Origin of the sequence: Krasilnikovia cinnamomea, from assembly GCF_004217545.1 — a bacterium.
GTDB lineage: Bacteria > Actinomycetota > Actinomycetes > Mycobacteriales > Micromonosporaceae > Actinoplanes > Actinoplanes cinnamomeus.
The window spans coordinates 1,941,735-1,966,828 of the sequence record NZ_SHKY01000001.1 but is presented as its reverse complement, the minus strand read 5'-3'; the positions used below and the strand labels follow the sequence as shown (position 1 = coordinate 1,966,828).

The following is a 25,094-nucleotide window of genomic DNA, read 5'->3' as shown; positions in this document are numbered from 1 at the left end:
TAACGACCTATGGACGGGGACTGTTAACAGTCCTAATAATTTGGCCGTCCCCCCACGACATCCCTGTTGGAGAGTCGGCCATGCAGCGCTCCAGGTCCGTCATCCTCGCCACGATCGCCGCGCTGGCCGCGGCGGCCACCACATATCTCGCCGGGTCCGCGTCCGCCGCGACCGCCTGCGCCCCGGCATGGAACCCGGCCACGGTCTACGTCAACGGCGACAGTGCCTCGGCCGCCGGGCACAACTACACCGCCAAGTGGTGGACCCAGAACGAGAGCCCGCAGACCCACAGCGGGCAGTGGGACGTCTGGGCCGACAAAGGCGCCTGCGACGGCGGCCCGGCCCCGTCCACGCCGCCCACCGGCACGCCGACCACCGGCCCGACCACCACGCCACCGACGACGCCGCCGACCACTGGCCCGAGCACCACGCCGCCCACCGGCACGGGCGCGCTGCCCGCCCACTTCCTCACCGGGTACTGGCAGAACTTCGACAACCCGGCCAACGAGATCAAGCTGGCCGCGGTGCCGTCCACGTACGACCTGGTGGCGGTGGCGTTCGCGGACGCGACCAGCACCCCCGGCGCGGTGTCCTTCAGCATCGACCCCGGCCTGTCCGCCAGCGTCGGCGGCTACACCAACGAGCAGTTCAAGGCGGACGTGGCGACCCTGCATTCACGCGGCAAGAAGGTCGTCATCTCGGTCGGCGGGGAGAAGGGCTCGGTCAGCGTCAACGACGCGGCGGCCGCCACCAACTTCGCCAACTCCGTGTACGGGCTCATCCAGACGTACGGCTTCGACGGCGTCGACATCGACCTGGAGAACGGGCTGAACCCCACACACATGGCCAGCGCGCTGCGCAGCCTGCGGGCCAGGGTCGGCGCCGGACTGATCATCACGATGGCCCCGCAGACCATCGACATGCAGAACCCGCAGAGCTCGTACTTCAAGCTGGCGCTGGACATCAAGGACATCCTCACGGTCGTACACACCCAGTACTACAACTCCGGCGCGATGCTCGGCTGCGACAACAACGCGGCGTACTCGCAGGGCACGGTGAACTTCCTCGTCGCCCTCGCCTGCATCCCGCTGCAGCACGGCCTGCGCCCCGACCAGGTGGCGCTCGGGCTGCCCGCGACCACCAGCGCGGCCGGCGGCGGCTACGTCTCGCCGTCGGTGGTCAACCAGGCCCTCGACTGCCTGGCCCGCGGCACGAACTGCGGAACGTTCCGGCCCCCGGCCACCTATCCCGGCATCCGGGGCGCGATGACCTGGTCGGTCAACTGGGACGTCACCGCGGGCGGCGGCTTCGCCAACACGGTCAAGCCGCACCTGTCCACCCTGCCCTGACCCACCCGCCCCCACCCCCACCCCCACAGGAGAACCACGTGAAACCCACCAAGAGGTACGTGGCCATCGCCGGTGTGCTGCTGGCCGGTCTGGCCGCCGCCATCCTGCCGATGGCAGCGTCGAACGCGGCCGTGGCATGCGCCCCGGCATGGTCCTCGTCCGCGGTCTACGTCAAGGACAACCAGGCCTCCCAGAACGGCCACAACTACACCGCGAAGTGGTGGACCCAGAACGAGAGCCCGGCCACCCACAGCGGCCAGTGGGACGTCTGGATCGACAACGGCGCCTGCGGCGGCGGCACCCCCGATCCGACGCCCACCAACCCGATCCCGAGCGACCCGCCGCCCGGTGGCACCAAGATGGCGGCCGCGCCGTACATCTACCCGGGCTGGGGTAACCCGCCCGCGCCGTCCACGGTCGTCAACGCGACCGGCATCAAGTCGTTCACCATCGCGTTCGTCCTGGCCAACGGCTGCAACCCGGCGTGGGACGGCGAGAGCGGCCTGACCGGCGGCGTGCATGAGAGCACCATCAACGCGATCAAGGCGGCGGGCGCGACCGTCGTCCCGTCGATCGGCGGCTGGTCCGGCAACAAGCTCGGGCCGAACTGCCCCACCGCCGAGGCGCTCGCCGGTGCCTACCAGAAGGTGATCGACACCTTCGGGCTCAAGTCGATCGACATCGACATCGAGAACACCGACGAGTTCGAGAACACGGTCGTCCAGGACCGCATTCTCGACGCGCTGAAGATCATCAAGACGCGCAACCCGTCCGTGAAGACGATCCTCACGTTCGGCACCTCGACCACCGGTCCGACCTACTACGGCACCCGGCTGGTCCAGCAGGCGAAGGCGAAGAACGCAGGCATCGACATCTTCACCCAGATGCCGTTCGACTTCGGCGGCGGCGCCGACATGTACGCCAGCACCGTGAACGCCTCCGAGGGTCTGAAGAACCTGCTCAAGTCGACCTTCGGCTGGTCCGACGCGCAGGCGTACGCGCACATGGGCATCTCCGGCATGAACGGCCTGTCCGACCAGCAGGAGCTGACCTCGCCCGCCACCTGGACGAAGATCCGCGACTACGCCCGGAGCAAGGGCCTCGCCCGGTTCAGCTTCTGGGCGGTCAACCGGGACCGCGGCTGCCCCGGCGGCGGCGTGGTCTCCCACTGCAGCGGCATCGCCCAGGCCGACTGGGAGTTCACCAAGATCAGCGCCGGGTTCTGAGCGGACCGCGCGTCCGCGGATCGCTCAGCGGTCCGCGGACGCGCGCTCGCGCAGCTTGCGCCGCACCCACACGCCGGCCACGAGCACGAACGCCGCCAGCAGCGCGGCGTCGAACCACGCGGCATACCGGTCGAGTTGCTGCCAACGCTCGCCCAGCGCATAGCCACCGGCGATGAACAGACCGTTCCACACGCCGCTACCCAGCGCGGTCAGGATGGTGAACTCGCCGAGCGGCATCCGGTTCGCGCCCGCCGGGATCGACACCAGGCTGCGCACCACCGGCACCATCCGGCCGAAGAACACCGCGCCGCGCTCGTGCCGCTCGAACCACCGGTCCGCCCGGTCCAGGTCGCCCGCGTCGACCAGCGGGATCCGGTCCAGCCAGCGGCGCAGCCGGTCCTCACCGAGCGCGTGCCCGAGCCAGTACAGCGCGAGCGCGCCGAGCACGGAGCCGGCCGTGGCCGTGAGCGCCACCAGTGCCACGTCCAGCCGGCCCGCCGCGGCGAGGTATCCGCTCACCGACAGCACCAGTTCGCTGGGGATCGGCGGTACGAGGTTCTCCAGCGCCACCAGCAGGCCCACGCCGAGCGCGCCGAGGGACTCGATCACGGCGACGATCCATCCGGTCAGTCCACCGGTCGCGGCGGGGTCCTGGCCCGTCGCCAGGGGGGCCGGCAGGGCGGCGGCGGTCATGGACAACCTCCTCACTCGGGAGGTCCATTGATACCCGCCCGCCGCGTGGTCGATGCGCCGCCGTGCGGATGCGTCACACCGCCGCGGGGACGGCCGGTCGTCGGGTTAGGCTCGGCCGTCGATCCGAGATCACGCCCGGAGGCCGCAATGACGCAGTCCGACCAGCCCACCCGCGTAGCCATCGTCACGGGTGCCGCCCGCGGCATCGGCGAGGCCACCGCCCGCCGGCTCGCCGCCGACGGCATGGCCGTGGCGGTCGTCGACCTCGACGAGGCGGCCTGCGCGACCACCGTCACCGCCATCCACGACGCGGGCGGCACCGCGCTGGCCGTGGGCGCGGACGTCTCCGACCCGACCGCCGTGGCCGCGGCCGTCGAGCGGACGGTCGCCGAGCTGGGCCCGCCGACCGTACTGATCAACAACGCCGGGGTGCTGCGCGACAACCTGCTGTTCAAGATGACCGAGGACGACTGGGAGACCGTCATGGCGGTCCACCTGCGCGGCGCGTTCCTGTTCAGCCGGGCCGTGCAGAAGCACATGGTCGACGCCGGCTGGGGCCGCATCATCAGCCTCTCCAGCACCTCCGCCCTCGGCAACCGCGGCCAGGCGAACTACGCCGCGGCCAAGGCCGGCATCCAGGGTCTGACGAAGACGCTCGCGATCGAGCTGGGCCGCTTCGGGATCACGGCGAACGCGGTCGCGCCGGGCTTCATCGTCACCGACATGACCGCGGCCACCGCGGCCCGGGTCGGGGTCAGTTTCGCCGACTTTGAGAAGGCGGCGATCAGTCAAATTCCCGTCGGCCGGGCGGGTCGCCCCGAGGACGTCGCGCACACCGTATCCTTCCTGGCCAGCGAGGGCGCGGGATTCGTGTCCGGGCAGGTCGTGTACGTCGCAGGCGGGCCGCGCTGCTAAGCCGCCGGTTGCTCACGACCGTTAAAAAGAAGTGAGCGGCCGTGAACCAAGGGTGGAGCGACAGATCGTGAACCGACGGATGACCTCCCGTAGCGTGTCGCTGACCGGGACCTTCCTGCTGCTGGCCGCGGGGGGCGTCGCGGCCTGCGACAGTGGCGACGACTACCAGGACGAGGGTTTCTACTGCGCCGACGCCAACGGCGTCGTCGTCGACGAGGACTACTGCGACGACGACGACAGCTACCACGGCGGCGCGGGCTTCTTCATCTGGCACTCCGCCGGGTACCGGTCCGGCTACCCCGTCGGCCACAAGCTCCCCCCGGGCGGCAGCAAGTTCGGGTACAAGGATTCAGCGGCCCGGATGGCCTACGGCCTGCCGCCCACCGGCAAGATCGGCAACGGGACGATCAAGACCAGCGTGGTCGGCAAGGGCGGCGGCGGCACCAGCTCGTCCAGCAAGTCGGGCGGCTGACCCGGCGTGCGGCGGATTCCGTACGGCCCGGTCCGGGACGGCTGGCGGCTCACCAACTTCAGCCTCGGGCTGACGTACAACGACACCGAACTGCCCGACGGGACGATGCACTCGTACTGGCAGGAGGGGCCGTACTACGATTTCACCGAGGCCGAGATCGAGGAGCTGGAGACCGCCACCACGGTGCTGCACGCCATGTGCCTGGAGGCGGGTGACTGGATGGTCAAGCAGTGCCCCCGGCTCACCCGCCAGGGGCGCCGCGACGGCTACCTCGCCTCGGTGTGCAGCCCGCAGAGCTGCTTCCTCGCCCGGATCGGCATCCCGGAGTTCGCGCACGAGCAGATCATCCGGACCTGGTTCGACGGCGACGCCGAGACCTGGACCCATGAGGACAAGGACCTCGACCTGCGGTTCCCGCCGCAGACCCCGGACTACTCGCCGAGCGTCTACGGCCGCTTCGACCTCTGGTACAACGGCGCCGGGTCGACCCCGCGGCTGCTGGAGTTCAACGCGCAGACCCCGACCTCGCTGGTCGAGGCCGCGGTCATCCAGTGGCACTGGGCCGACCAGACCAACCTGACGAAGCACCCGTGGCGGCAGTGGAACTCGATCCACGACCGCCTGGTCGGCTGGGAGGCCGCCGACGGCGAGCCCGCCAACCCCGGCGCGTGGCGGCGCAACATCGCCAAGCTGCGCGAGGCCCGCCCGTGGCTCCCCGCAAAACCCAAGATCTTCTTTGCGTACGAGACGTCCGAGACCACCGGCGAGGACCGGATGAACGTGGCGTACCTGATGGCCACCGCCGAGGAGGCGGGCTTTCCGGTCGAGCTGATCGCGATGAGCCAGATCGGCTGGGACGTCGCGGGCGACCGGGTGGTGTTCGTGCCCGGCCCCGGCCAGGACCACAAGGCCGAACCCATCGACGTGATCTTCATGCTGTACCCGTGGGAGTGGTTCTGGAACGAGGAGGGCGGCAAGGCCTTCTTCCGGAACATGGCCGACCCGTCGAAGCGGGGCACGGTGTGGATCGAGCCGCCGTACACGGCCGCGCTGCTGGGCAACAAGGCGCTGCTGCCGGTGCTGTGGAAGCTGTTCGGCGACGACCCGGAACGGTCGAAATACCTGCTGCCCGCGTACTTCGCCGAGTCGTCGTCGGCGGCGAAGCTCACCTCGTACGCGAAAAAGCCGGTCTGGGGTCGCGAGGGTGGCTCGGTCACCCTGATCAAGGACGGTGCGGTGCTGACCGACAATCCGTCGGAGTACGGCGCGGACGGCCACTACGTCGTGCAGCAGCTCCTGGAGCTGCCGTCGTTCGACGGTCTGGAGGGCGTGGTGCACCCGGTGATCGGCTCCTGGCTGATCGACGGCGAACCGGCCGGGATGGGCATCCGTGAGGGCCTCGGCACCGAGGGCCTGGTCACCAAGGACCAGTGCAACTTCCTGCCGCACACCATCGGCGCCGACTGACACCGCCCGCTCGTCGTTGAGTTCGGATGAGCTGCCGACCTGAACTTTCAAGATCTCGCGCGCACGGTCGGCGGGGGTTGGGCGGCGGCGGTTCGTTGTTGAGTTCGGGTGAGGAGCTGACGCGAATTCTTCAAGATCTCGCGCGCACGGTCGGCGTAGGTTGGGCGGCGGCGGTTCGTTGTTGAGTTGGGGTCAGGAGCTGACCGAAACCTATCAAGATCCGCCCTCTGCGGGTCGGGTGATCAGGGGCGGGGGCGGTTGCGCCAGAGCCAGTAGAGGCCGATGACCGGCAGCACCAGCGGGACGTAGCCGTACCCCACGCCGAATCCGGACCACACCGTCTCGTCCGGGAACGCGGCCGAGTCCGCCAGGCTCAGCGCGCCGATCACCAGCACCCCGGCCAGCTCGACCGAGCAGCTGCACCACGCGATGATCCGGCCCCGGCGCCCGCCGATCGCCAGCCCGACGGTGGCCGCGATGTACACCACGGCGGCCAGCGCCGACAGCAGGTACGCCAGCGGCGCCTCGGAGAACTTCGTGGCGATCTGCACGCCCGCACGGGCGCTCGCGGCCACCGCGAAGATCAGGTACACGGTCAGCAGGACCCGGCCGGGCCCGCTGCCCAGCGCCGCATCCCGGGGCCGGGCCCGCCTCTCCGGTGCGGGTTCAGACACCGGTCACCGCCGCGAGCTGCTCCAGGCGGAGCACCAGGACCGGCAGCACCAGGGCGATCACCGCGAGAATCACGTTCCCGGCCCGGGTCGGCTCCATCCGGGCCAGCACCACACCGGTCGGCGCGAAGGCGATCGTGGTGATCAGATACCCGATGAAGGTCGCGGTCTCCTTCGGCCGGCTCCCGTCGAACAGGCCCACCACGGCGAGCACGACGAGCACCGTGACCAGCACGCCCAGGGCGGCCATCGCGTACAGGTCGAACCGGCTGGGCGCGCGGTTGAGGGCGGCGCGGGCCAGATACCAGAGCGCCAGAGCGAGCGAGACGACGATCGTCGCCACCGACAGAGCACCGTTCACGCGGCACAGCGTACTGATCAGGGTGGGCGTGTTAGCTTCGGCCAGGGCGTGCATTCGCGGCGAAAGGGGCGCGGCGGTGAGGTTCGGACTCTGCGGAACGGGCCCATGGGCGCATCTCGCCCACGCGCCGGCCCTCGCGACCCACGACGGCGTCGAGTTCGTCGGCGTCTGGGGGCGCAACGAGGTCAAGGCCACCGCGCTGGCCGAGTCGTACGGCGCGCTCGCGTACGGGACCGTCGACGAGCTGATCGCCGACGTGGACGCCATCGCGGTGGCGCTGCCGCCCGACGTGCAGGCGCCGATCGCGCTCACCGCCGCGCAGGCGGGCCGGCACCTGCTGCTGGACAAGCCGGTCGCGTTCAGCCCGGCCGTGGCGGACGAGATCGCCGCCGTGGTGACCGAGCGCAAGCTCGCCTCCGCGGTCTTCTTCACCCGGCGGTTCATGCCGCAGTTGTCCGAGTTCGTCGACCGCGCGGTCGCCACCGGCGGCTGGCTGGCGGCCCGGGTCGACCACCTCGGCTCCATCTACGCCGAGGGCAACCCGTTCGGCGCGTCGCCCTGGCGCCAGGAGAGCGGCGGCCTGTGGGACGTGGGCCCGCACGCGGTCGCGCTCGTGTTGCCGGTGCTCGGCCCGGTCACCGAGGTCACGGCGATGGTCGGCGCCCGGGACATGACGCACGCCCTGCTGCGGCACGCCGGGGGCGGGATCAGCACGCTCGCGCTCTCCGTCGACGCGCCGGCCGCGGCGGCCCGGGAGGAGGCCGTGTTCGCCGGGGAGGCGGGCGTCGCGAACGTGCCGGAGCTGCCCTGGGAGCCGGTCGCGGCACTGCGGAACGCGCTGGACGGGCTGCTGGCCGCCGCGGCGGGCGGGCCCCCGCTGGGTCTGGACGTCCGGTTCGGTGCCACGGTGACCGCGATCCTCGCCGCGGCCGAGGAGTCGGCGCGGACCGGCCGTACGGTCGCCCTGCCCCCGGCCATCTGAGCCGCGCGGCGGGCCGACCCACCGGTCGGTGCCGCCGCGCGCACGACGCACCGTCGCGGGGTGCCGGAGGCCCACCCGGCCCCGTCGGCGCACGGTCGGCACGTTCCGCCGATGAGCGTCGACGCGCGCCCCGACAGACCCGACCGCGGCGACGGCCGCGCCGAATCCCGCGGTCAGGCGTTGATCGGGCGTGAGGACCGCGGGGCCGCGCTCTGGCCCGCCCCAGGGGCCGCCCGGCGGAGGTCGCGGGCGGTCAGGGCACGGTGCGCTCGATGGCGGCGGCGCCGTCGCGCTCCAGCTCGCGGCGGGCCCGCTCGATGTTCTCCGGTGTCGGGTCGCGGCCCTGCGCCGTGGCCAGGTCCACCGGGTCCCAGGGCTGGTCGGCGCCCGTACGGATGCGAGGCTCGCCGGTCGGTGCCAGGAACGCGGGACTGTCCGCGTCGGGGCCGCCGCCGGTCATGAACGCGCCGACCGCGGCGTCGTCCGCCACGGCGTCGGCGACCTGGTCCGTCTCCTCCAGGGGAGTCCGGTTCGATTCGGTCATGGCTCCTCCATGCGGATCGCTGGTGCTTCCTACTCCGCTGCAGTACCCACCTATCGGGTGGACCCTACGACACCATGGGTGGGGGACGTGCGGAAACGGACGATCAGTCAGCAGCGAATCGAAGTGAGCGTGATTCGGACAACGCTTACGCGTGCAACGGATGGACGGTTAGTAGCCGGGCGAATACATTTTCCGCTTGTCACGTGTGGAGTACTCCGGGGATCGCTCGAGTGCCGACGGCCGTGCGCCGGCGGCGACGGTACCGGCACGTGCGGCGAGGGGAACGACATGAGCGCATGCAGGGATGTGCCGCAGTGAGCAGCCTGCCCGATGCGGAACGCGACGCCAGCGAGGTCGTCCGGGCGCTGGCCGGTCTCGCTGCCCTGATCAGGCGGTACGGCATCGAGTCCGGCGACGAGGCCGGGCTGCTGCTGACCCTGGCCGAGGACGGCGGGGCGGCCGCGGAACGGGTCGTGGCGTACCTGCAGGCACTGCGCGGGCCCGGTGACGGGGTGGCCGCGCTGGTGCCCCCGACGATCGGCCCCTGGCGGGAGTGGGTGCCGCCGCGTGGTCACCTGTTCGGGGCGCGCGACGGGGTGACCCGGCCCGACGGGGTGCCCAACCAGCCCCGTCGCAGCGACCCCGGGGAGTAACCCGTACGGGTGAAATCGGCGATCGCCGCCGACCTTTCCCGGGCCGTTAACCGGCGGCCCGCAGGGTGACCGACGGCGGTTCGCCGAACCGCGCCCGGTAGGCGGAGGCGAACCGGCCGAGGTGCGCGAAGCCCCAGCGGTGCGCCACGGCCGCCACGGTCACCCGGGAGTGGTCCGCCACCCGCAGCGCGTCCCGGGCCCGGTCCAGCCGGACCCGCTGCAGGTACGCCATCGGCGCGCAGCCGACGTGCCGGCGGAACCCCTCCTGCAACGACCGGACGCTCACCTGGGCCACGGCCGCGAGGTCGGCGACGCTGAACGGCCGCCGGGGGTCCTCGTGGATGGCCTCCAGCGCGCGCCGGATCGCGCGCGGTGGCCCGGCGGGCGCGGGGGTGGTCAGCTCGGCGAGGTAGCGGTGCGGGGCCGACAGCAGCAGGCCGCTGAGCAGGCTGTGCCGCAGCTGCTCGGCGATCAGCGGCTGCAGCAGGAGGCTGCCGGGGTGTACCAGCTCGTCGCGCAGCAGGTGGACCAGTCGGCGCCAGGTCAGACGCGGGCCGTCGGACAGGTCCAGTGTGGGCGGCAGGTCGACCGGGCCCTCGATCGAGCGGCCGAGCAGCGCGGACAGCTCCGCCTCCAGGGCGGACCGCTCGATCTTGATGTCCAGCTCCTCCATCGGCGGCCCGTCGCGCAGCACGAAGGCCCGGCCGGTCGGCCCGAACACCGCCGCCGTGGAGGGCCCGGCGAGGTATTCGCGGCCGGCCTGGCGGATCCGTACGCGGCCCCGGGCCGGCAGCGTCACGTGGTACGCGTCCAGCTCCGCGGCGGCCACCACGGGCGCCGCGAGCCGGAACTGCGCGACCGTGATCGGTCCGAGTTGGATCATTTCGGCGGACGCCTGGAACCGCTTCGATCCGTCCGGCAGTTCCACGGCGGCCGGGTAGAAGAACCGGTTCAGCACCGAGCGGAACTCTTCGGGGTCCTGGCTGCTGAAGCGGACGACGTCGAGGGTTGCGGGGGAACTCGGCCGAGGCCGTGCATCAGTCATCGTGTCGAGCGCCTAGCCGCATACGGTGAGTATTCGGCGTGGATGTGTGCAACGTCAACGTCCGCGCCACGCCCTGCTCGTTCCCGCACATTCAGGCCATATGAACTACTCTGGCGTTCCGCGCCTACGAGGCGTAACTTGCAGTCCAGCGGATTGTTGTTGGTACGCGGTCTGGACTCGGCGCCCGGTGCGGCGCCGTATTGCGCGGCTGGTCAGCGCAGCACCCGCGGTAAGGTCGGCGTCGGCCGTGACCACGCCAGGAAGAGGGCAGCCGTGTATCTGCCGATCACCACTCGCCAGCTGGCCGACGGGACCGTCGAGATCGCACCGAGCGGTGAGATCGACCTCGACAACGCACACATGATGCGGGACGCCGTCAACGACGTGCTCACCGCCTCGCGGCCCGCCAGGATCAGCCTGGATCTGCAGCGGGTGATGCTGATCGACAGCATCGGCATCGGCATCCTGGTCGCCTGCTTCCACGCGGCCGCGGCCAGCGGGGTCAAGCTCGTGGTCACCCATCCCAGCCCGACGGTGTACCGGCAGCTCTGGGTCTCCGGTCTGGTGGGGCTGCTGGGCTGCGCCGAGCCGCCGTCGCCGCGTACCTCGGTCGGGTTGCGTCCGGCCTGAGAGTTTCCCCCGTCCAGGGGTCACCCGCAGGCCGTACGGCCATGGTGGACGGTCACAGCGTCCGCCGCAGGAACTCCGATGTCGCCGCCACGGCGCGGCTCACGTGCGGCTCCACGTCGTACAGATCGACGTGCAGGCGGCAGTCCAGCCAGACGATCTCCGCCAGGCCCGGCGTCTCCGCGTGCATGGCCCGGGCCAGCTCCGGGGAGCAGTAGGCGTCCTCGGTCCCGTGCACGACCAGCAGCGGCACGGCGCCCAGCAGCGGGGCCGCGCCGAGCGCGTCGAAGGTCATGAGCGAGTGCAGGGAGCCGCGGGTGATCCGGTTTTCCCAGCCGGGTGCGGCGGAGCGGTCCGTGCCGTAGTAGGACCACGGCTCCTCGCCGCCCATCGCGGCCTCCCCGCCGTCGGGTGCCACCGCCGGCAGGAACTCGTCGTAGGCGTCCAGGAAGCCGCGCAGCGCCCCCCGGTACGCCTCGTCGCCGAGCTGCCGGCTGAACCACGCCGGGCTGTTGTATCCGCCCGCGATGCCGGCGACCGCCCGGACCCGCGGGTCGCTCGCGGCGGCGCGGACCGCGTACCCGCCGCCCAGGCAGACCCCCACCACCCCGATCCGCTCGGGGTCCACCTCGGGGCGACCGGCCAGGGTGGACACCGCGGCCCGCAGGTCCGCCAGCTTGCCCTGGCTGTCCTCGTGGCAGCGGCGCCCCTCGCTGGCGCCGAAACCGCGGTGGTCGAACGCGAGCGTGATGATCCCGGCGGCGGCCAGGCGTTCGGCGTAGCCGCCGGTGACCTGCTCCTTGACGCCGGTGAACGGCCCGGTCAGCGCGACCGCCCGGCCGGTGGCATCCGACGGTACGCGCAACACGCCCGCCAGCCGCAGCCCATCGGCGCTGAACACGATGTCCTCGGTACGGATGTCAGTCACCCCCCGGACAATAGGTCGCGGCCGGACCGATGCCCAGCGCGTACCGGCGGTGTCGGCCGGGAACTCCGGATCGTCGCTAGCGTTCGGGTGCCCGCTGGGTGATCCGGATGAGCAGGCCGTCCGGGCTCAGGACCTGCAGTTGCGGGCCGAAGTCGCGGTGGTTCACCACGCCGGAGACGGTCACCCGCCGGTCGCGCAGCAGCCGCTCCAGATCGTCCAGTGGCATGGTGGCGGCGAAGTTCAGCTCGACCGCGCCGTCCCCCCGCGACCAGATCGGGGTGCGGGCCACCAGGGTGACCTGGACGGTGCCGAGCTGCATCAGCACCCAGTCGGTGTCGCGGCCACCGTGGATCACCTCCGCGCCAAGATGCTCGAAGAAGGTGATCGACGCCGCCATGTCGGCCACGTGCACCAGCGGCTGCAGGTGCAACCCCGGCCGGGGTGCGGGGGTGGGCGCGGACCGGGGCGCGGGCGCCGCGACGCCCTTCGCGACCTTGTTCTTCGGTGGTCGCCCGGTGGTCACCGCCGCCCTCGCGGCGTGCCGGATCACCTGCTTGTCCTTGGCCATGGCGGCCTCCCGTCGGGCTGGCATCGGCGCCGGCGCAATACCGGTGCCGTCAAGCTCAACGAGGCGTGACCCGTCGGCGATGCAGCCGGGCATCCGGTTATGCCTGGTCGGCGGCTTCCCAGCGGGTGCCGGCGGCGGGTATCGGGGCCCTATCGCGGGACCGGGAGCAGCAGCCGCGAGTCGGCACACCGGATCGTGTGCCGCGACGGGGTCAGCGTCGAGCCGCCGCCGATGGTGCCCGGGGTGCCGAGGTTGCGGGCGAAGCGCGGGTGGGCACCGCCGCAGACCAGCAGCCGCACCCGGTGCCCGGCCGCGAACCGGTGGAAGCAGGCGTCCAGGGTGAGCCGCAGCCGCCGTACCTCACCCGCCGCGACGGTGGGGTCGAGCCGGCGGAACACGTCGGCGACGTTGCGGACGCGCCCGCGCGGGTCCACGTCGCACACCCGGACGAACACGTCCGCGTGCGGATTGTCCACGGCCAGCGCCAGCTCCAGCAGCGGGCTGCCCGCCACGTCCAGGTCGGCGGCGAGCGGCGCGGTCGTGAACGACACCACGTCCGCGCGGGCCTGCAGGGCCCGGTTGTCGCGGACCCCGGCGGCCCCGTTCAGCACCGCCCCGCCGACCGACGGCGTCGGATCGGCCGGGTCGTAGCGGAAGCTCACCGTGGCGTCGGCGGGCGCGGCCGTACCGGCCGCAAGACCCCCATCCGGGTACGGGCGGAGCACGGTGGACGCGGTCGGCGGCGGCCAGTCCGGCAGGTCATGCCAGGCCCGCTCGCCCGTGCGATACACCCGTACGGGTGGCCGGGTGTGCGCCGGGCCGCCCGCCACGTGCTCGTCCAGCCAGGCCAGCGCGTCGCGTCCGACCACCCCGGCGCCGCGGGTGGCGACCCCGACGTGAGTCCACGGGCCCACGGTCAGCGCCACGTCGAGCCCCCGGCCGCGCAGCACCCGGTACTGCTCCAGCGTCTGGTCGAGGAACAGGTCCTGCCAGCCGCCGACCAGCAGCACCGGCACGTCGACCCGCTCCAGCGCGCCGGTCGCCCGGTACGGGGCCCAGAACTCCGCGCCGCCTTCCGCGTTGCCCAGCCACTCGCCGTACCAGGGGGCGTGGCCCGCCAGGACCCGTTGCCCGGCGTCGGCCAGTGGCAGCCCGTGCAGGCCCGGCGCGAGCCGCCGGGGGGTGGCGGGCCCGCCACCGAGGCGGCGCAGCAACCCGCGCTCGGCCGGGCGGGCCACCTGGGCGCTCCAGCTGAAGAAGTCCGCCAGCGTGAACGAGCCGGTGCCGAACACCGCCTGCCGGAAGTCGTGCGGGGCGACGTACACCAGCGCCGCCCGCAACTCGGGCGGCGGATCCTGCAGCAGGGTCCACTGCGCCCAGCCCAGGTACGACCCGCCGAGGGTGGCCAGCCGCCCGTCGAACCACGGGCGGGTGCGCAGCCACCGGACCGTGTCCTGCCCGTCGTCGGTCTCCTGGGCCATGGCCCGGAACGTCCCGCCCGAGCCGTTCGTGCCGCGCACGCTCACGATCACCACGTGGTACCCGCGCGCCGCGTAGGTCCGCCCGTGCACCCAGCCTTCCGGGAACCCCCGCGCGTACGGGGTGCGGATCAGCACCGTGCCGCGCGTGGAGGTCCCGAGCGGGGCGAAGTGGTCCGCCAGCAGGGTGACGCCGTCGCGCATCGGCACCGGCACGCCGCGTGTGACCGCGTACGCATTGCGTCGCGGACGGTGACCGAGTGCTCGCCCGAGCGCCGCGTCGGCGAGCCGCTGCAGCGGCCCCGGCGCCCGTCCCGCACCCGCGCCCACGACGTCCATCGATCATCCTCCGTCCGCGACCGGGCCGTCCCGACCGCCATCGTAGGGGTCACGCCGGGGCGTCAGGGCCCGCGCGTTTCGCCCCTCCCTAGGTGGTTTCCGCACGTCATGGCTGTGGCGGCGCTCATTCGCGGTAGGCGAATCGGCGATCATCGAGGCAGACTCCGATCCGTGGAGGCGGAGCAGATCCTGGGTGGCCGGTACACCCTGCTGGACGAGCTGGGCCGCGGGGGCACATCGGTGGTCTGGCGGGCGCGCGACGAAATCCTGGGCCGGGAAGTCGCGGTGAAGATGTTGGACCGGCGGCACACCACGGACCCGCGTTTGCGGGACCGGATCCGGACCGAGGCCCGGGTCGCCGCCATCCTGTCGCATCCGAACATCGCGCAGATCCACGACTACGGTGAGTCGACCTGGGATGGACAGTGCGTGCCGTACGTCGTGATGGAGCTGGTCGACGGGTCCACCCTGCAGGAGTGCCTGACCGCGGGGTTGCCGACGCCGCGAGAGGTCTTCCGGATCTGCGCCCAGGTGGCCGCGGCGCTGGCCGCCGCGCACGCCGCCGGCCTGGTGCACCGCGACATCAAACCGGCCAACGTCATGGTCACACCGGTCGGGGCCAAGGTGGTCGACTTCGGCATCGCCGCGACGGTCGGGCCGGGGGAGCCGGAGGCCGAGCTGATCGGCACGCCCGCGTACCTGGCGCCGGAGCGGCTGGCCGGCCCGGGCGTGGCGCCCGCCTCGGACGTGTACGCGCTCGGGGTGCTGCTGCACCGGCTGCTCGCGGGGGAGTCGCCGTGGCGCGTGGAGAGCACGACGGAGCTGTTGAGCGCGCACGTCCACGTTCCGCCGAACCCGCTGCCGCCGATCAGCGGGGTGCCCGGCTTCGTGGTCGCCCTGGTCAACCGGTGCCTGCGCAAGGACCCGGCCGAGCGGCCGGCGGCCGCGGACGTGGCCGTACTTCTCGCCCGGGCCGAACGGCACCGGCCCGCCCGGTACCGGGCGGCGGCGCGCCCGCGCGCCGGGCGGCGCCATCGCGGCGGCGTCGCGCAGCCGGCGGTGGCGGGCCGCGCCGCGACCTCGGAGCGCGGCCAGGCCGTACCGGGGCTGCGCGGGCAGGCCGTCCCGGGGCTGCGCGGGCAGGCCGTGTCGGGGCTGCGCGGGCAGGCCGTGTCGGGGCAGCGTGGCAGCGGTCAGCCTGCGGCGGTGGGCCGGGTGGCTCTGGCGGAGCGTGGCCAGGCCGGACCGGGTGGGCGGGGGCGGCGCGGGCGTACCCGCAACCGTCTGCCGCTACGGCAGGCCGCGCCGTTCGAGGGCGGTGCCGTGCCACGGCCCGAGACCACCGGGCGACCCGTGGCGGTCCCGCGCTTGCGGTGGTGGTCGTACCGGAACTGGTTGACCCGTGCCGTGCTGCGGGCCAACCGCGACACCGTCGCCCCCACCGGAGCGTGAGCGTTTCACCCCTTTGCCGATGGTTTCGACACGCCGCGCCCCACGCGACTCGCATAGGGGTGTGCGAATCCGTGGCGATCACGGCAGACTCCCAGACGTGGAGGCTGAGCAGACCCTCGGCGGCCGGTACACCCTGATCGACGAACTCGGTCGCGGTGGCATGGCGGTGGTGTGGCGGGCGCGCGACGAGGTCCTGGGGCGCGACGTCGCGGTCAAGGTGCTGGCGGGGCGGCACACCGCCGACCCGCAGTCGCGGGCGCGGATCCGGACCGAGGCCCGGGCCGCCGCCACCCTGTCGCATCCCAACATCGCCCAGGTTCACGACTACGGCGAGTCGACAAGCGACGGCCAGTGCGTGCCGTACGTCGTGATGGAGCTGATCAGCGGCGTCACGCTGCAGGAGCGGATCGGCATGGGGCCCTTGACCCCGGCCCAGACCTTCCGGATCTGCGCCCAGGTGGCCATGGCCCTGGCCGCCGCGCACGCCGACGGCCTGGTGCACCGCGACATCAAGCCGGGCAACGTGATGGTGACCCGGGCCGGCGCGAAGGTGGTCGACTTCGGCATCGCCGCGACGGCCGGGCCGGGCGAGCCGGAGGCCGAACTGCTCGGCACCCCCGCGTATCTGGCGCCGGAGCGGCTGACCGGCGACACCGTCGAGCCCGCCTCGGACGTGTACGCGCTCGGCGTCCTGCTGTACCGGCTGCTGGCCGGGGATTCGCCGTGGCGGGTGGAGAGCACCACCCAGTTGCTGAGCGCGCACATCTACGTCGAGCCGAGCCCGCTGCCGGAGCTGCCCCGGGTGCCCGAGTTCGTGGTCGACCTGGTCAACCGCTGTTTGCGTAAGGATCCGACCGAGCGGCCGACCGCCGCCGACGCGGCCGCCATCCTGGCCCGCGCCGAGTACCTGGCGGAACGTGCCGACGCGGTTCCCATCTCCCGGCCGGCCCGTGCGGAGCCGTCCGCCGCCGGGCTGTCCGCTGCCGCGCTGTTCGGGGCTGGGCTGCCTGGGGGTGGGCCGTCTGACGCCGATCAGTCTGGGCGTGCGCCGTCTGGTGCCGATCGGTCTGGGATCGGGGGGTCTGGTGCCGGGCCGCTTGGGACCGAGGGATCTGGTGCCGGGCCGTCCATCAGCGGTCCGGCTCCCGCCGGTCCGGTGGAAGCCGCGCCGGCGGCCGAGGTGCCTCTGCGGCCGGCCGCCGCGCCTGGGCCGCCGCCCCGGGCGGCGTCGGCGTCGACCCGGCCGGGAAGCAAGTCCGGTCAACGTGCTGGGAGCGGCCAGGGCGCCGGGAGCGGCCGGGACTCCGAGACCGGTCGCCGCAGGCGGCTGCGGCGCATGCTCGTCGGTGGCGGCGTGTGCGCGGCGGCGGTGGCGGCGCTGTCGGTGTGGCAGTTCGGGCCGGTCGGCAGGGCCGCCACGGACGCCGCCGCCCCGCCGTCCTCGGCGCCCGGCGGTGCCCCGCCGCCCGGCCCGGGGAGCAGCGCAGCCGCATCCGCGGGCGGTCCCCCGGCGCCGGGCCGGCACGCCGCCCGTCCGGCGGACGCGATGGGGGCGCTCCCGGTCGACGGCCTCGGCCGGGTGACCGTGGCGCCCACCGGCAAGCCCACCCGACGTGGCACCGGCCCGGAGGCGCCCCGGACGACGCCGCCGGACGAACCCGCGACCACCACCCCGGCCGCCGAGCCGAGCACCGACCCGCCCGTCACCGTCCGCACGCTGTCGTCGGACGGCGGCTCCGTGGAGGCGCAGTGCAGCCAGGGCCAGGCCCAGCTGCTGTCCTGGAACCCGGTCAAGCCGTACAAGGTGGACGGGGTCGACGCGGGGCCGGCGCAGGCCGCCTCGATCGTGTTCCGGCACGGCAACCGGCGCATCCACATGACCGTCACCTGCGGCAGCGGGGGCCCGTCAGCCGAGGTGTCGTAACGACTCCTGGAGCTCCGGCGACCCGGGGGCGAGGTCCATGGATCGGGGCCCCGGCGCGGCGGCCTGGGCGCGTTCGACGCGGTCGCGTCCGGCGGCCTTGGCCCGGTACAGCGCGCGGTCGGCGCGGTGCAGCAGCGCCTCGCCGCTCTCCCGGCCGTCCCAGATGGCCAGCCCCGCCGAGAACGTGCAGCCCATCGGGGTCCGGCGGCGCAGCCGGTCGAGGACGCGCGTCGCCTCCGTCTCGTCGGCGTCCGGCAGCAGGGCCACGAACTCCTCCCCGCCGTAGCGGGCCAGCAGGTCGCCGTCGCGCAGCCCGTCCGCCCAGACGGCCGCCGCCTCCTTGAGTAGGCGGTCGCCCATCTGGTGGCCGTGGCGGTCGTTGAACGCCTTGAAGTGATCCAGATCGATGATCGCCACGCTGACGGGCGTGCCGTCGCGCCCGGCCCGGACCAGTGCCGCGGGTAGCGCACTGTCCCAGGTACGGCGGTTGGGCAGCCCGGTCAGCGGGTCCTGCTCGGCGAGTTCGCGCAGCCGTTCGGCCTGCTGTTGCATCACCCGCGCCTGCCGGTGCAGGCGGCGGACCAGCATCGTCATCCGGGTCAGCCCGAGCAGGAACATGGCCGCGCTGGCCACGGCGATCGGCAGGGCGTCGCGTACGGTGCCGTTGCCCGTCAGCGCCTGCCAGGCCAGCAGCGCCGGGGCGATGAGGACCGCCCCGGCCAGCAGGCCCAGCCGCTGCCAGCTCATCGGCCGGGTGACCGGGGCGGGGGTGGGCAGGCCCACCGCCACCATGCCGGGGTGCGTGATCGCCATCGCCAGCAGCAGGAACGACAGCAGGTAGCTGGCGCTGACGTACCGGCCCACGGACAGTGCGGGGTCGTACGAGGTCATGTCGACGAACGCCCACAGGTGGTCCGCGATCAGGGCCGTGGCCATGCCGGCTACCAGCAGCAGGAAGGCGGCGCGGCGCTTGCCGTCGGTGGTGAGCAGCCAGAGCACGAGTACGAGGACGACCAGGTCGAGGCACGGGTACGCCAGCGTGACCACGTGCCCGAGGGTGCCCATCGTCTCGCCCGCGGCGATGTACCGGATGAGGAAGACCCAGCTCAGCAGCGCGAACGCGACCCCGACGAGCAGGGAGTCGACGAAGCCCGCGTAGCCGCGCCCACGGTTGCGCCGCAGCAGCAGCCCGCACAGTCCCGAGATGGTGCCGAGGTAGCTGATCAGGTACGCGACGTCCCAGGGGCCCGGCCACGAGTCGTCGTGCAGGACCAGGGCGTACACGTCGAACATGATGTCGGCGACCACGCTGGCGGCCTGGCCCGCGATGAGCAGCGACCAGCCGGCGACCGCGGCGGGCCGGTTGCGGCGCACCCCGGCCACCATGGCGGCGACGCAGGCGAACTCGATGCCGTCGTACATGACGGCCGACGCGGTGGGGTTGGGCAGCAGCAGGAACGCGGTGATCACGAGCAGGCCGAGGCCACCGACCCAGGCCCAGGCCCGGTCGGCGCCCGCTGCCGCACCCACCACGGGGAACCCCATCGGCGCGCCGGCCCGGCCGTTGAGGACTTCCTGCGCTCGGCTGAACGCCCGAGGTTGGCTTTTGGTCTGACTTACACTTTTTGCACCGTACGCACACCGCGTCGGTCGCCGCCCGAGCACGGCGGAAGGGGATGGCGGCGTGTACCTCGCGCACGCGTTCGGCGAGCGGTACGACCTGCCGCTGCCCCTTCCGGTGTTCCTGCTCGGCGGCACACTCGTCGTCGTCTTCTCGTTCCTGCTGCTCGCCCGGCGCGGCGGCGAGCTCCGCACCATGCCGGTGGCACCCGGGGAGGCGCCGGGCGCCACGCCGGCGGCGGACGACGACGGCGGGCCGGCGACGGCGGAACGCGGCAGCGGTGCCGCGCCGGTGGGTGGGGCCGGCTGGGTCAGCCTCGCGGTGTTCGCGGCCCTGGCGGCGTGCGGTCTGTGGGGCGCACAGGAGCCCGCCGAGAACCTGCTGCCGACGACGTTCTGGCTGCTCGGCTGGATCGCGGTGCCGCTGTCCTGCGGGCTGGTCGGCGACTGGACCCGGCCGGTGAACCCGTTCGCGGTGCTGGCCCGGCTCGCCGACCGGCCCGGCCTGCGGCGGCGGCTGCTCGGAACGGACGACCCGGTGCCCTGGCCGTCCTGGCTGGGGTGGTGGCCCGCCACGCTCGTGTTCTTCGCCGTCGCCTGGGCGGAACTGGTGGTCAACGCGACCGCCGTCGTGCCCGCCAACACGGCGTTCGGGCTGCTGGCGTACGCCCTGGTGTGCGCGGCGGCCGGGCTGGTGTTCGGCACCGAGTTCGCACGCCGGGGCGAGATGTTCACCGTTCTGTTCGCCACCTGGGGCCGGCTCGGGCACTGGCGCTTCGGGGGGCCGGGGCGGCCCGGCCTGGGCGGCGGGCTGGTGGTGCCGTTCGACCCGAGCCCGTCGCGGACCGCGTTCGTGCTGCTGTTGCTCGTCAGCGTGACCTTCGACGGGCTGCTGGCCACCCCGGGCTGGGACCGGCTGGAGCGGCGGATCCCCGGCAACCTCGTCCTGCACCCGGGTTGGCTGGCGACCTGGCGTACGGTCGCCTTTCTGCTCGTGGCCGCCACGCTGGCGGTGGTGTTCGCGATCTTCGCCGGGGTGTCCCGGCGGCTGGCCAGCGGGAGCACCGGCCGCCGGGGACTCAGCGACCTGCTGCCCTCGCTGCTGCCCATCGCCTACGGGTACCTGCTGGCCCACAACCTGCAGTACCTGCTGGTCAACGGCCAGCTGCTGATACCGCTGCTGGGCAATCCGACCGGCCTGCCGGCCTGGCCGCTGCGGCTGCCGTACCCGTTCGACGACGACTTCCAGCCACGGGTGGATCTGCTGCCCAGCGCCGTCTACTGGTACGCCAGCATGGCGGTGGTCGTGGCCGTACATGTGGTCGCGGTCGTCGTGGCGAGCCTGCAGCTGCGCCGGGTGGCGAGCTCGGCGAGCCGGGCCCGCCTCGGCGAGTATCCGTGGCTGGCGGTGATGGTGGCCTACACCGCGCTGTCCCTGTGGCTGCTGGCCCAGCCCCTGGTCGCCGAGCCGGAGTACGCCGGATGAGCGGGCGGGTGCGGGCGGCGCGTGCCGCGTTCTGCGTCGTCGCCCTGGGCTTTGCCTGGGTGCTCACTCCCGCCGGGGTGCCGCTCTACGACGGCCTCGGCTTCCCGGACGAGCCGTACCGGTTCGTCGACCCCCCGCCGGGGTCGGTGGCCACGGCCCCGCCGACCACCGCCACCGGCAGCGTCGCCGCCACCGGCGGCGCCAACCGCGAAGCGGTACGCATCGCCAGCGCGGAGGTCGGCCCGCAGGTGGTGGTGTCCGTGCCCACCGGCGACCTGCTCGGGCCGCCCGCCGCCACCCGGCTCACGCTGACGGCCCGCCCGGTCGCCCCGGACAGGGCCCCGCCCACGGGGGTGATCGACGGGAACGTCTACCGGGTGAGCGCCGCCGCGGACCGCTCCGGGCCGGTGCGGCTGCGCGTCACGGACCCGAACTTCCTGCCCGGCATCGACCTGCGCAGCACGGTCGCCACCTCGGCGCGGGTGACCGCGGTGTACCGCGAGCGCCCCGCCGCCGCGTGGCGGGCGCTGGAGGCCTTCCAGATCGGCAACGACATCTACGAGGTGGTGATGCCGGGCCTCGGCGACTTCGCCCTCGTCCTGCCGTCCGCGGCACCCCCGGCCGCTGGCCCGCCGGGCACCGGCCCGAGCGGCGCTGGTCCGCCGGGATCCGGCCCGGCGGCCACCGCCGGGCGGGCAAGTGCCGGTCCGTCCGCCGCCGGGCCGCCCGCGCGCCCGGCGGCCGGGCATCCGGTGCGCCAGTTGATCGGGCTGGCCGCGGTGCTGCTCGTGCTCGGCGCCTGCATCGCCGGGCTCCGACTGGTTCGCGCACGCGGGCGGGACCGGTGAAGGCGGGCCACCCCGCTCCGCCTGGTTCGCGCCCGGAGGCGGACCGATGACGGCGGGCCGGCGGGCCTCGACCGTTTCGCAGGCTGGGCCGGTGACCGGCCCGCACGGCCGGGCGGCCGGGACCATGCTTCTGCTGCTGGCCGGGTTCGCGGCCGCGGTCGGGCTGCGGGTCCTCATCGCCGGTCCGGCCGGGCCCCACTCGATCGGCGCCGGGCTCGTCTTCGCCCTGGCCCTGGGCGTGCTCGCCGGGGCGGCCGGTGTCCGGGTGCCGTCCCGCCCGCGCGTCGCCCGCCGGGCCGTCCTGCCGGGTCTCGGCCTCGCCGCGCTGTTCTGCCTGCCCGCGATCCTGGGCCGCCTCACCGCGGCCGATGGCGGGCACCGCCCGGGTGGAACGTACCTGACCTGGGCCGTGGTGGTGGCCGCCGTCGCCGTGGCCGAGGAGGCGTTGCTGCGCGGTGCCCTCTACGACGCGGCCCTGACCCGGTACGGACCGTCGGCGGCGTCGGCCGTCGCCGCGGTGGCGTTCGCCGCACTGCATGTGCCGTTCTACGGCTGGCACACCGTGGGGCTCAACCTGGCGGTCGGCCTGTGCCTGGGTGTGCTGCGTGAGGTCACCGGCGACTGGACCGCACCGGCGGTCGCGCACACCGCCGCCGACCTGGCCGCCTGGTGGCTGCGCTGACCGAGGGCAGCGCGGGAATCGCCGTGATCTGCGGACACGCGGGGTGAGTCCCGACGAGAATCGGGAGGTCAGCCACCACCGGACGCGCTGGGCGCCCGAACCGTACCTGCCGAGGTGTTGTGCGATGACCAAACAAGCCCCCACCGTCGCCGTGCCGGATCTCCACGGCGCCATCGACACCCTCGTGGGGCACGGCCTCAAGGCCCTGACCGTGTACGAGGACTTCGACCAGGAACAGATCGACCACATCGTCGCCAAGGCGTCGGTCGCGGCGCTGGACCGGCACGCGGAGCTGGCGCAGCTGGCCATCGACGAGACCGGGCGCGGGATCTTCGAGGACAAGGCCGTCAAGAACATCTTCGCCTGCGAGCACGTCACGCATAACATGGCGAGCCTGCGTACGGTCGGGATCATCAGCCGGGACGAGATCAACGGCATCATCGAGATCGCCGACCCGGTGGGTGTCGTCGCCGGGATCACCCCGGTCACCAACCCGACCTCGACCGCGATCTTCAAGTCGCTGCTGGCGCTGAAGACCCGCAACCCGATCGTGTTCGCGTTCCACCCGGCCGCCCAGCAGTGCAGCGTGGCCGCGGCCCGGACGGTACGCGACGCGGCGATCGCGGCCGGGGCGCCGGAGCACTGCATCCAGTGGATCGAGCACCCGTCGGTGGAGGCGACCAACGCGCTGATGCGCCACCCCGGCATCTCCACGATCCTCGCCACCGGCGGCAACAACATGGTGCAGGCGGCGTACTCGGCGGGCAAACCGGCGCTGGGGGTGGGGGCGGGCAACGTCCCGGCGTACATCGAGGCGGGGGCGAAGCTGGCCCGGGCGGTGAACGACATCGTGCTGTCGAAGTCGTTCGACAACGGCATGATCTGCGCGTCGGAGCAGGCCGCCATCATCGACGAGGAGATCTACGAGGCGGCCCTGGAACAGTTCCGCGCCCTGCACGCCCACATGGTCTCCGGGGACGACAAACGAAAGCTGGAGGAGTACATCTTCGGCGCTACCGCGTACGGCACGAACTGCGGCGGCGCGAAGCTCAACGCGGAGGTGGTCGGCAAGTCCGCGACGTGGATCGCCGAGAAGGCGGGCTTCAGCGTGCCGCCGGACACCTCCGTACTGTTGGTCGAGGTCAGTGAGGTCGGTCCGAACGAGCCGCTGACCCGCGAGAAGCTCTGCCCGGTGCTGGCGGTGTTGCGGTCCCGCTCGCGGGCCGAGGGGTTGCGCTACGCCACCGAGATGGTCGAGTTCGACGGCCTCGGGCACAGCGCCGTGATCCACACCGAGGATCAGGCGCTGGTGGAGGAGTTCGGTCAACGGGTCAAGGCGGTCCGGGTGATCTGGAACTCGCCGGCCTCGCAGGGCGGCATCGGCGACATGTACAACGCGTTCCTGCCGTCGCTGACCCTGGGCTGCGGCAGCTACGGGAGAAACTCGGTGTCCAACAACGTCTCCGCGGTCAACCTGATCAACGTCAAGCGGATCGGCCGGCGCAACAACAACCTGCAGTGGTTCAAGGTCCCCGCGAAGATCTACTTCGAGCCGAACGCGATCCGCTACCTCGCCGACATGCCGGACGTGCAGCGGGTCACCGTCGTCACCGACGAGACGATGACCCGGCTGGGCTTCGTCGACCGCGTCAACCGGGTGTTGCAGCGCCGCCCGGGCGCGGTGTCGTTGCAGATCATCGACGACGTGGAGCCGGAGCCGCGGATGACCACCGTGGACCGTGGCGCCGACCTGATGCGCTCGTTCCGCCCCGACACGATCATCGCGCTCGGCGGCGGGTCCGCGATGGACGCGGCCAAGGTGATGTGGCTGAAGTACGAGCATCCCGAGGTCGTCTTCGACGACATGCGGGAGAAGTTCTTCGACATCCGCAAGCGGGCGTTCGCGTTCCCCACCCTGGGGGAGAAGGCCCGGCTGGTGTGCATCCCGACAACCTCGGGTACGGGCGCGGAGGTCACGCCGTTCGCGGTCATCACCGACCACCGCACCGGCAAGAAGTACCCGCTGGCCGACTACGCGCTCACCCCGAGCGTGGCGATCGTCGACCCGGTGCTGACCGCCAGCCTGCCCCGGGCCATCGCCGCGGACAGCGGCTTCGACGCGCTGACCCACGCCATCGAGGCGTACGTGTCGGTGTACGCGAACGACTTCACCGATGGGCTGGCGCTGCACGCGATCCGGCTCATCTTCGCCAACCTCGCCAAGTCGGTGATCGACGGCGACACCGAGTCGCGGGAGCGCATGCACAACGCGGGGACGATCGCGGGCATGGCGTTCGGCAGCGCGTTCCTGGGCATCGTGCACGCCATGTCGCACACCCTCGGCGCGACGTTCCACATCGCGCACGGGCGTACCAACGCGGTGCTGTTGCCGCACGTGATCCGGTACAACGGCAGCGCCCCGACGAAGCTGACCGGCTGGCCCAAGTACGAGAGCTACCGGGCGCCGGAACGCTTCGCCGAGATCGCGGCGATGCTGGGCCTGCCCGCCGGGTCACCGCAGGAGGGCGTGGCCGCCCTGGCCGAGGCGGTGGAGAAGCTGCGCGACGCGGTCGGCATCGAGCCGTCGTTCGCCGCCCTGGGGGTGGAGGAGCACGCGTTCCTGGCGTCGCTGCCGCAGCAGGCGGTCAACGCGTACGAGGATCAGTGCGCCCCGGCGAACCCGCGCATGCCGATGCTGGCGGACATGCAGGAGCTGATGCGCGCCGCGTACCACGGTGTCCGGCAGCCAGCCGCCGTGGGCTGA

General features: G+C 72.9%; 23 protein-coding genes. 14 read left to right on the top strand and 9 right to left on the bottom strand.

Annotated elements, in window-relative coordinates; translation table 11 throughout:
- Positions 1-80: 80 nt before the first annotated feature.
- Both EV385_RS08655 and EV385_RS08650 read left to right on the top strand, forming a co-directional pair.
- The gene (locus EV385_RS08655; RefSeq protein WP_130508997.1) at positions 81-1,349 is read left to right on the top strand and encodes a chitinase; all 1,269 of its coding nucleotides are present in this window, start codon (positions 81-83) and stop codon (positions 1,347-1,349) included.
- Between the two features lie 110 nt (positions 1,350-1,459).
- Positions 1,460-2,575 (top strand): glycosyl hydrolase family 18 protein, encoded by a 1,116-nt coding sequence (locus tag EV385_RS08650; RefSeq protein ID WP_130513167.1) that lies wholly within the window; start codon positions 1,460-1,462, stop codon positions 2,573-2,575.
- Between the two features lie 24 nt (positions 2,576-2,599).
- Here EV385_RS08650 and EV385_RS08645 read toward each other — a convergent pair whose 3' ends face one another.
- Positions 2,600-3,268, bottom strand: a complete 669-nt coding sequence (locus EV385_RS08645; protein ID WP_130508996.1) for a DedA family protein — start codon at positions 3,266-3,268, stop codon at positions 2,600-2,602.
- Positions 3,269-3,415: 147 nt separating this feature from the next.
- Between EV385_RS08645 and fabG the strand changes: the two genes are divergently transcribed.
- The 3 genes from fabG (at position 3,416) to EV385_RS08630 (ending at position 6,122) form a co-directional block, all read left to right on the top strand.
- On the top strand, positions 3,416-4,183 hold the full coding sequence (gene fabG / locus EV385_RS08640) for a 3-oxoacyl-ACP reductase FabG (protein ID WP_130508995.1): 768 nt from the start codon (positions 3,416-3,418) through the stop codon (positions 4,181-4,183).
- 79 nt (positions 4,184-4,262) lie between these two features.
- Positions 4,263-4,655: a hypothetical protein gene (locus EV385_RS08635; protein ID WP_165449420.1), complete on the top strand. Its 393-nt coding sequence runs from the start codon at positions 4,263-4,265 to the stop codon at positions 4,653-4,655.
- 6 nt (positions 4,656-4,661) lie between these two features.
- Positions 4,662-6,122: a glutathionylspermidine synthase family protein gene (locus EV385_RS08630; protein WP_130508993.1), complete on the top strand. Its 1,461-nt coding sequence runs from the start codon at positions 4,662-4,664 to the stop codon at positions 6,120-6,122.
- A gap of 242 nt (positions 6,123-6,364) precedes the next feature.
- Here EV385_RS08630 and EV385_RS08625 read toward each other — a convergent pair whose 3' ends face one another.
- Positions 6,365-6,796 (bottom strand): hypothetical protein, encoded by a 432-nt coding sequence (locus EV385_RS08625; protein WP_207229784.1) that lies wholly within the window; start codon positions 6,794-6,796, stop codon positions 6,365-6,367.
- Positions 6,789-7,154 (bottom strand): hypothetical protein, encoded by a 366-nt coding sequence (locus EV385_RS08620; RefSeq protein ID WP_130508992.1) that lies wholly within the window; start codon positions 7,152-7,154, stop codon positions 6,789-6,791. Before EV385_RS08620 ends, EV385_RS08625 begins: the two co-directional genes overlap by 8 nt.
- A 76-nt stretch (positions 7,155-7,230) precedes the next feature.
- On the opposite strand from EV385_RS08620, the gene EV385_RS08615 reads away from it, so the two are divergent.
- Positions 7,231-8,136 (top strand): Gfo/Idh/MocA family protein, encoded by a 906-nt coding sequence (locus EV385_RS08615; protein WP_130508991.1) that lies wholly within the window; start codon positions 7,231-7,233, stop codon positions 8,134-8,136.
- Positions 8,137-8,389: 253 nt separating this feature from the next.
- Here the strand turns inward: EV385_RS08615 and EV385_RS08610 are convergent, their stop codons facing one another.
- A complete protein-coding gene (locus tag EV385_RS08610; protein ID WP_130508990.1) occupies positions 8,390-8,680 on the bottom strand; it encodes a hypothetical protein in 291 nt (96 codons plus the stop codon).
- 314 nt (positions 8,681-8,994) lie between these two features.
- Between EV385_RS08610 and EV385_RS08605 the strand changes: the two genes are divergently transcribed.
- The gene (locus EV385_RS08605; protein ID WP_242624780.1) at positions 8,995-9,333 is read left to right on the top strand and encodes a hypothetical protein; all 339 of its coding nucleotides are present in this window, start codon (positions 8,995-8,997) and stop codon (positions 9,331-9,333) included.
- Between the two features lie 46 nt (positions 9,334-9,379).
- Here the strand turns inward: EV385_RS08605 and EV385_RS08600 are convergent, their stop codons facing one another.
- Positions 9,380-10,378 carry a helix-turn-helix transcriptional regulator gene (locus tag EV385_RS08600; RefSeq protein WP_130508988.1) on the bottom strand — a complete coding sequence of 333 codons (999 nt, stop codon included), beginning with the start codon at positions 10,376-10,378 and terminating at the stop codon, positions 9,380-9,382.
- A gap of 273 nt (positions 10,379-10,651) precedes the next feature.
- On the opposite strand from EV385_RS08600, the gene EV385_RS08595 reads away from it, so the two are divergent.
- Positions 10,652-11,008, top strand: coding sequence for an STAS domain-containing protein (locus EV385_RS08595; RefSeq protein ID WP_130508987.1), 357 nt, complete (start codon positions 10,652-10,654; stop codon positions 11,006-11,008).
- 52 nt (positions 11,009-11,060) lie between these two features.
- On the opposite strand, the gene EV385_RS08590 is transcribed toward EV385_RS08595, so the two are convergent.
- From EV385_RS08590 to EV385_RS08580, 3 genes are all read right to left on the bottom strand, one after another.
- Positions 11,061-11,933: an alpha/beta hydrolase gene (locus EV385_RS08590; RefSeq protein WP_242624779.1), complete on the bottom strand. Its 873-nt coding sequence runs from the start codon at positions 11,931-11,933 to the stop codon at positions 11,061-11,063.
- A gap of 76 nt (positions 11,934-12,009) precedes the next feature.
- Positions 12,010-12,501 (bottom strand): VOC family protein, encoded by a 492-nt coding sequence (locus tag EV385_RS08585; RefSeq protein WP_130508985.1) that lies wholly within the window; start codon positions 12,499-12,501, stop codon positions 12,010-12,012.
- Positions 12,502-12,650: 149 nt separating this feature from the next.
- Positions 12,651-14,318, bottom strand: coding sequence for a CocE/NonD family hydrolase (locus EV385_RS08580; RefSeq protein WP_130508984.1), 1,668 nt, complete (start codon positions 14,316-14,318; stop codon positions 12,651-12,653).
- A 171-nt stretch (positions 14,319-14,489) separates the two neighbouring features.
- Between EV385_RS08580 and EV385_RS08575 the strand changes: the two genes are divergently transcribed.
- Both EV385_RS08575 and EV385_RS08570 read left to right on the top strand, forming a co-directional pair.
- A complete protein-coding gene (locus EV385_RS08575) occupies positions 14,490-15,770 on the top strand; it encodes a serine/threonine-protein kinase (RefSeq protein ID WP_242624778.1) in 1,281 nt (426 codons plus the stop codon).
- A gap of 97 nt (positions 15,771-15,867) precedes the next feature.
- Positions 15,868-17,694 carry a serine/threonine-protein kinase gene (locus tag EV385_RS08570; RefSeq protein WP_242624777.1) on the top strand — a complete coding sequence of 609 codons (1,827 nt, stop codon included), beginning with the start codon at positions 15,868-15,870 and terminating at the stop codon, positions 17,692-17,694.
- On the opposite strand, the gene EV385_RS08565 is transcribed toward EV385_RS08570, so the two are convergent.
- Positions 17,677-19,224: a GGDEF domain-containing protein gene (locus EV385_RS08565; RefSeq protein WP_242624776.1), complete on the bottom strand. Its 1,548-nt coding sequence runs from the start codon at positions 19,222-19,224 to the stop codon at positions 17,677-17,679. The genes EV385_RS08570 and EV385_RS08565 overlap by 18 nt on opposite strands.
- Before the next feature lie 154 nt (positions 19,225-19,378).
- Between EV385_RS08565 and EV385_RS08560 the strand changes: the two genes are divergently transcribed.
- The 4 genes from EV385_RS08560 to adhE all read left to right on the top strand — a co-directional run bounded on the left by EV385_RS08560 (position 19,379) and on the right by adhE (position 25,094).
- Positions 19,379-20,800, top strand: a complete 1,422-nt coding sequence (locus tag EV385_RS08560) for a hypothetical protein (protein WP_130508980.1) — start codon at positions 19,379-19,381, stop codon at positions 20,798-20,800.
- Positions 20,797-21,648 carry a hypothetical protein gene (locus EV385_RS08555; protein WP_130508979.1) on the top strand — a complete coding sequence of 284 codons (852 nt, stop codon included), beginning with the start codon at positions 20,797-20,799 and terminating at the stop codon, positions 21,646-21,648. The genes EV385_RS08560 and EV385_RS08555 overlap by 4 nt, the downstream gene beginning before the upstream one ends.
- Before the next feature lie 91 nt (positions 21,649-21,739).
- Entirely contained in the window at positions 21,740-22,330 is a 591-nt protein-coding gene (locus EV385_RS08550) for a CPBP family glutamic-type intramembrane protease (protein ID WP_165449419.1), read from the top strand.
- A 124-nt stretch (positions 22,331-22,454) separates the two neighbouring features.
- On the top strand, positions 22,455-25,094 hold the full coding sequence (gene adhE, locus EV385_RS08545; RefSeq protein ID WP_130508977.1) for a bifunctional acetaldehyde-CoA/alcohol dehydrogenase: 2,640 nt from the start codon (positions 22,455-22,457) through the stop codon (positions 25,092-25,094).

Coding starts and splice junctions, on each gene's coding strand:
- EV385_RS08635 (WP_165449420.1), top strand. CDS start 4,263: ATGACCTCCCGTAGCGTGTCGCTGACCGGGACCTTCCTGCTGCTGGCC.
- EV385_RS08645 (WP_130508996.1), bottom strand. CDS start 3,268: ATGACCGCCGCCGCCCTGCCGGCCCCCCTGGCGACGGGCCAGGACCCC.
- EV385_RS08655 (WP_130508997.1), top strand. CDS start 81: ATGCAGCGCTCCAGGTCCGTCATCCTCGCCACGATCGCCGCGCTGGCC.
- EV385_RS08585 (WP_130508985.1), bottom strand. CDS start 12,501: ATGGCCAAGGACAAGCAGGTGATCCGGCACGCCGCGAGGGCGGCGGTG.
- EV385_RS08650 (WP_130513167.1), top strand. CDS start 1,460: ATGGCAGCGTCGAACGCGGCCGTGGCATGCGCCCCGGCATGGTCCTCG.
- EV385_RS08580 (WP_130508984.1), bottom strand. CDS start 14,318: ATGGACGTCGTGGGCGCGGGTGCGGGACGGGCGCCGGGGCCGCTGCAG.
- fabG (WP_130508995.1), top strand. CDS start 3,416: ATGACGCAGTCCGACCAGCCCACCCGCGTAGCCATCGTCACGGGTGCC.
- adhE (WP_130508977.1), top strand. CDS start 22,455: ATGACCAAACAAGCCCCCACCGTCGCCGTGCCGGATCTCCACGGCGCC.
- EV385_RS08600 (WP_130508988.1), bottom strand. CDS start 10,378: ATGACTGATGCACGGCCTCGGCCGAGTTCCCCCGCAACCCTCGACGTC.
- EV385_RS08610 (WP_130508990.1), bottom strand. CDS start 8,680: ATGACCGAATCGAACCGGACTCCCCTGGAGGAGACGGACCAGGTCGCC.
- EV385_RS08555 (WP_130508979.1), top strand. CDS start 20,797: ATGAGCGGGCGGGTGCGGGCGGCGCGTGCCGCGTTCTGCGTCGTCGCC.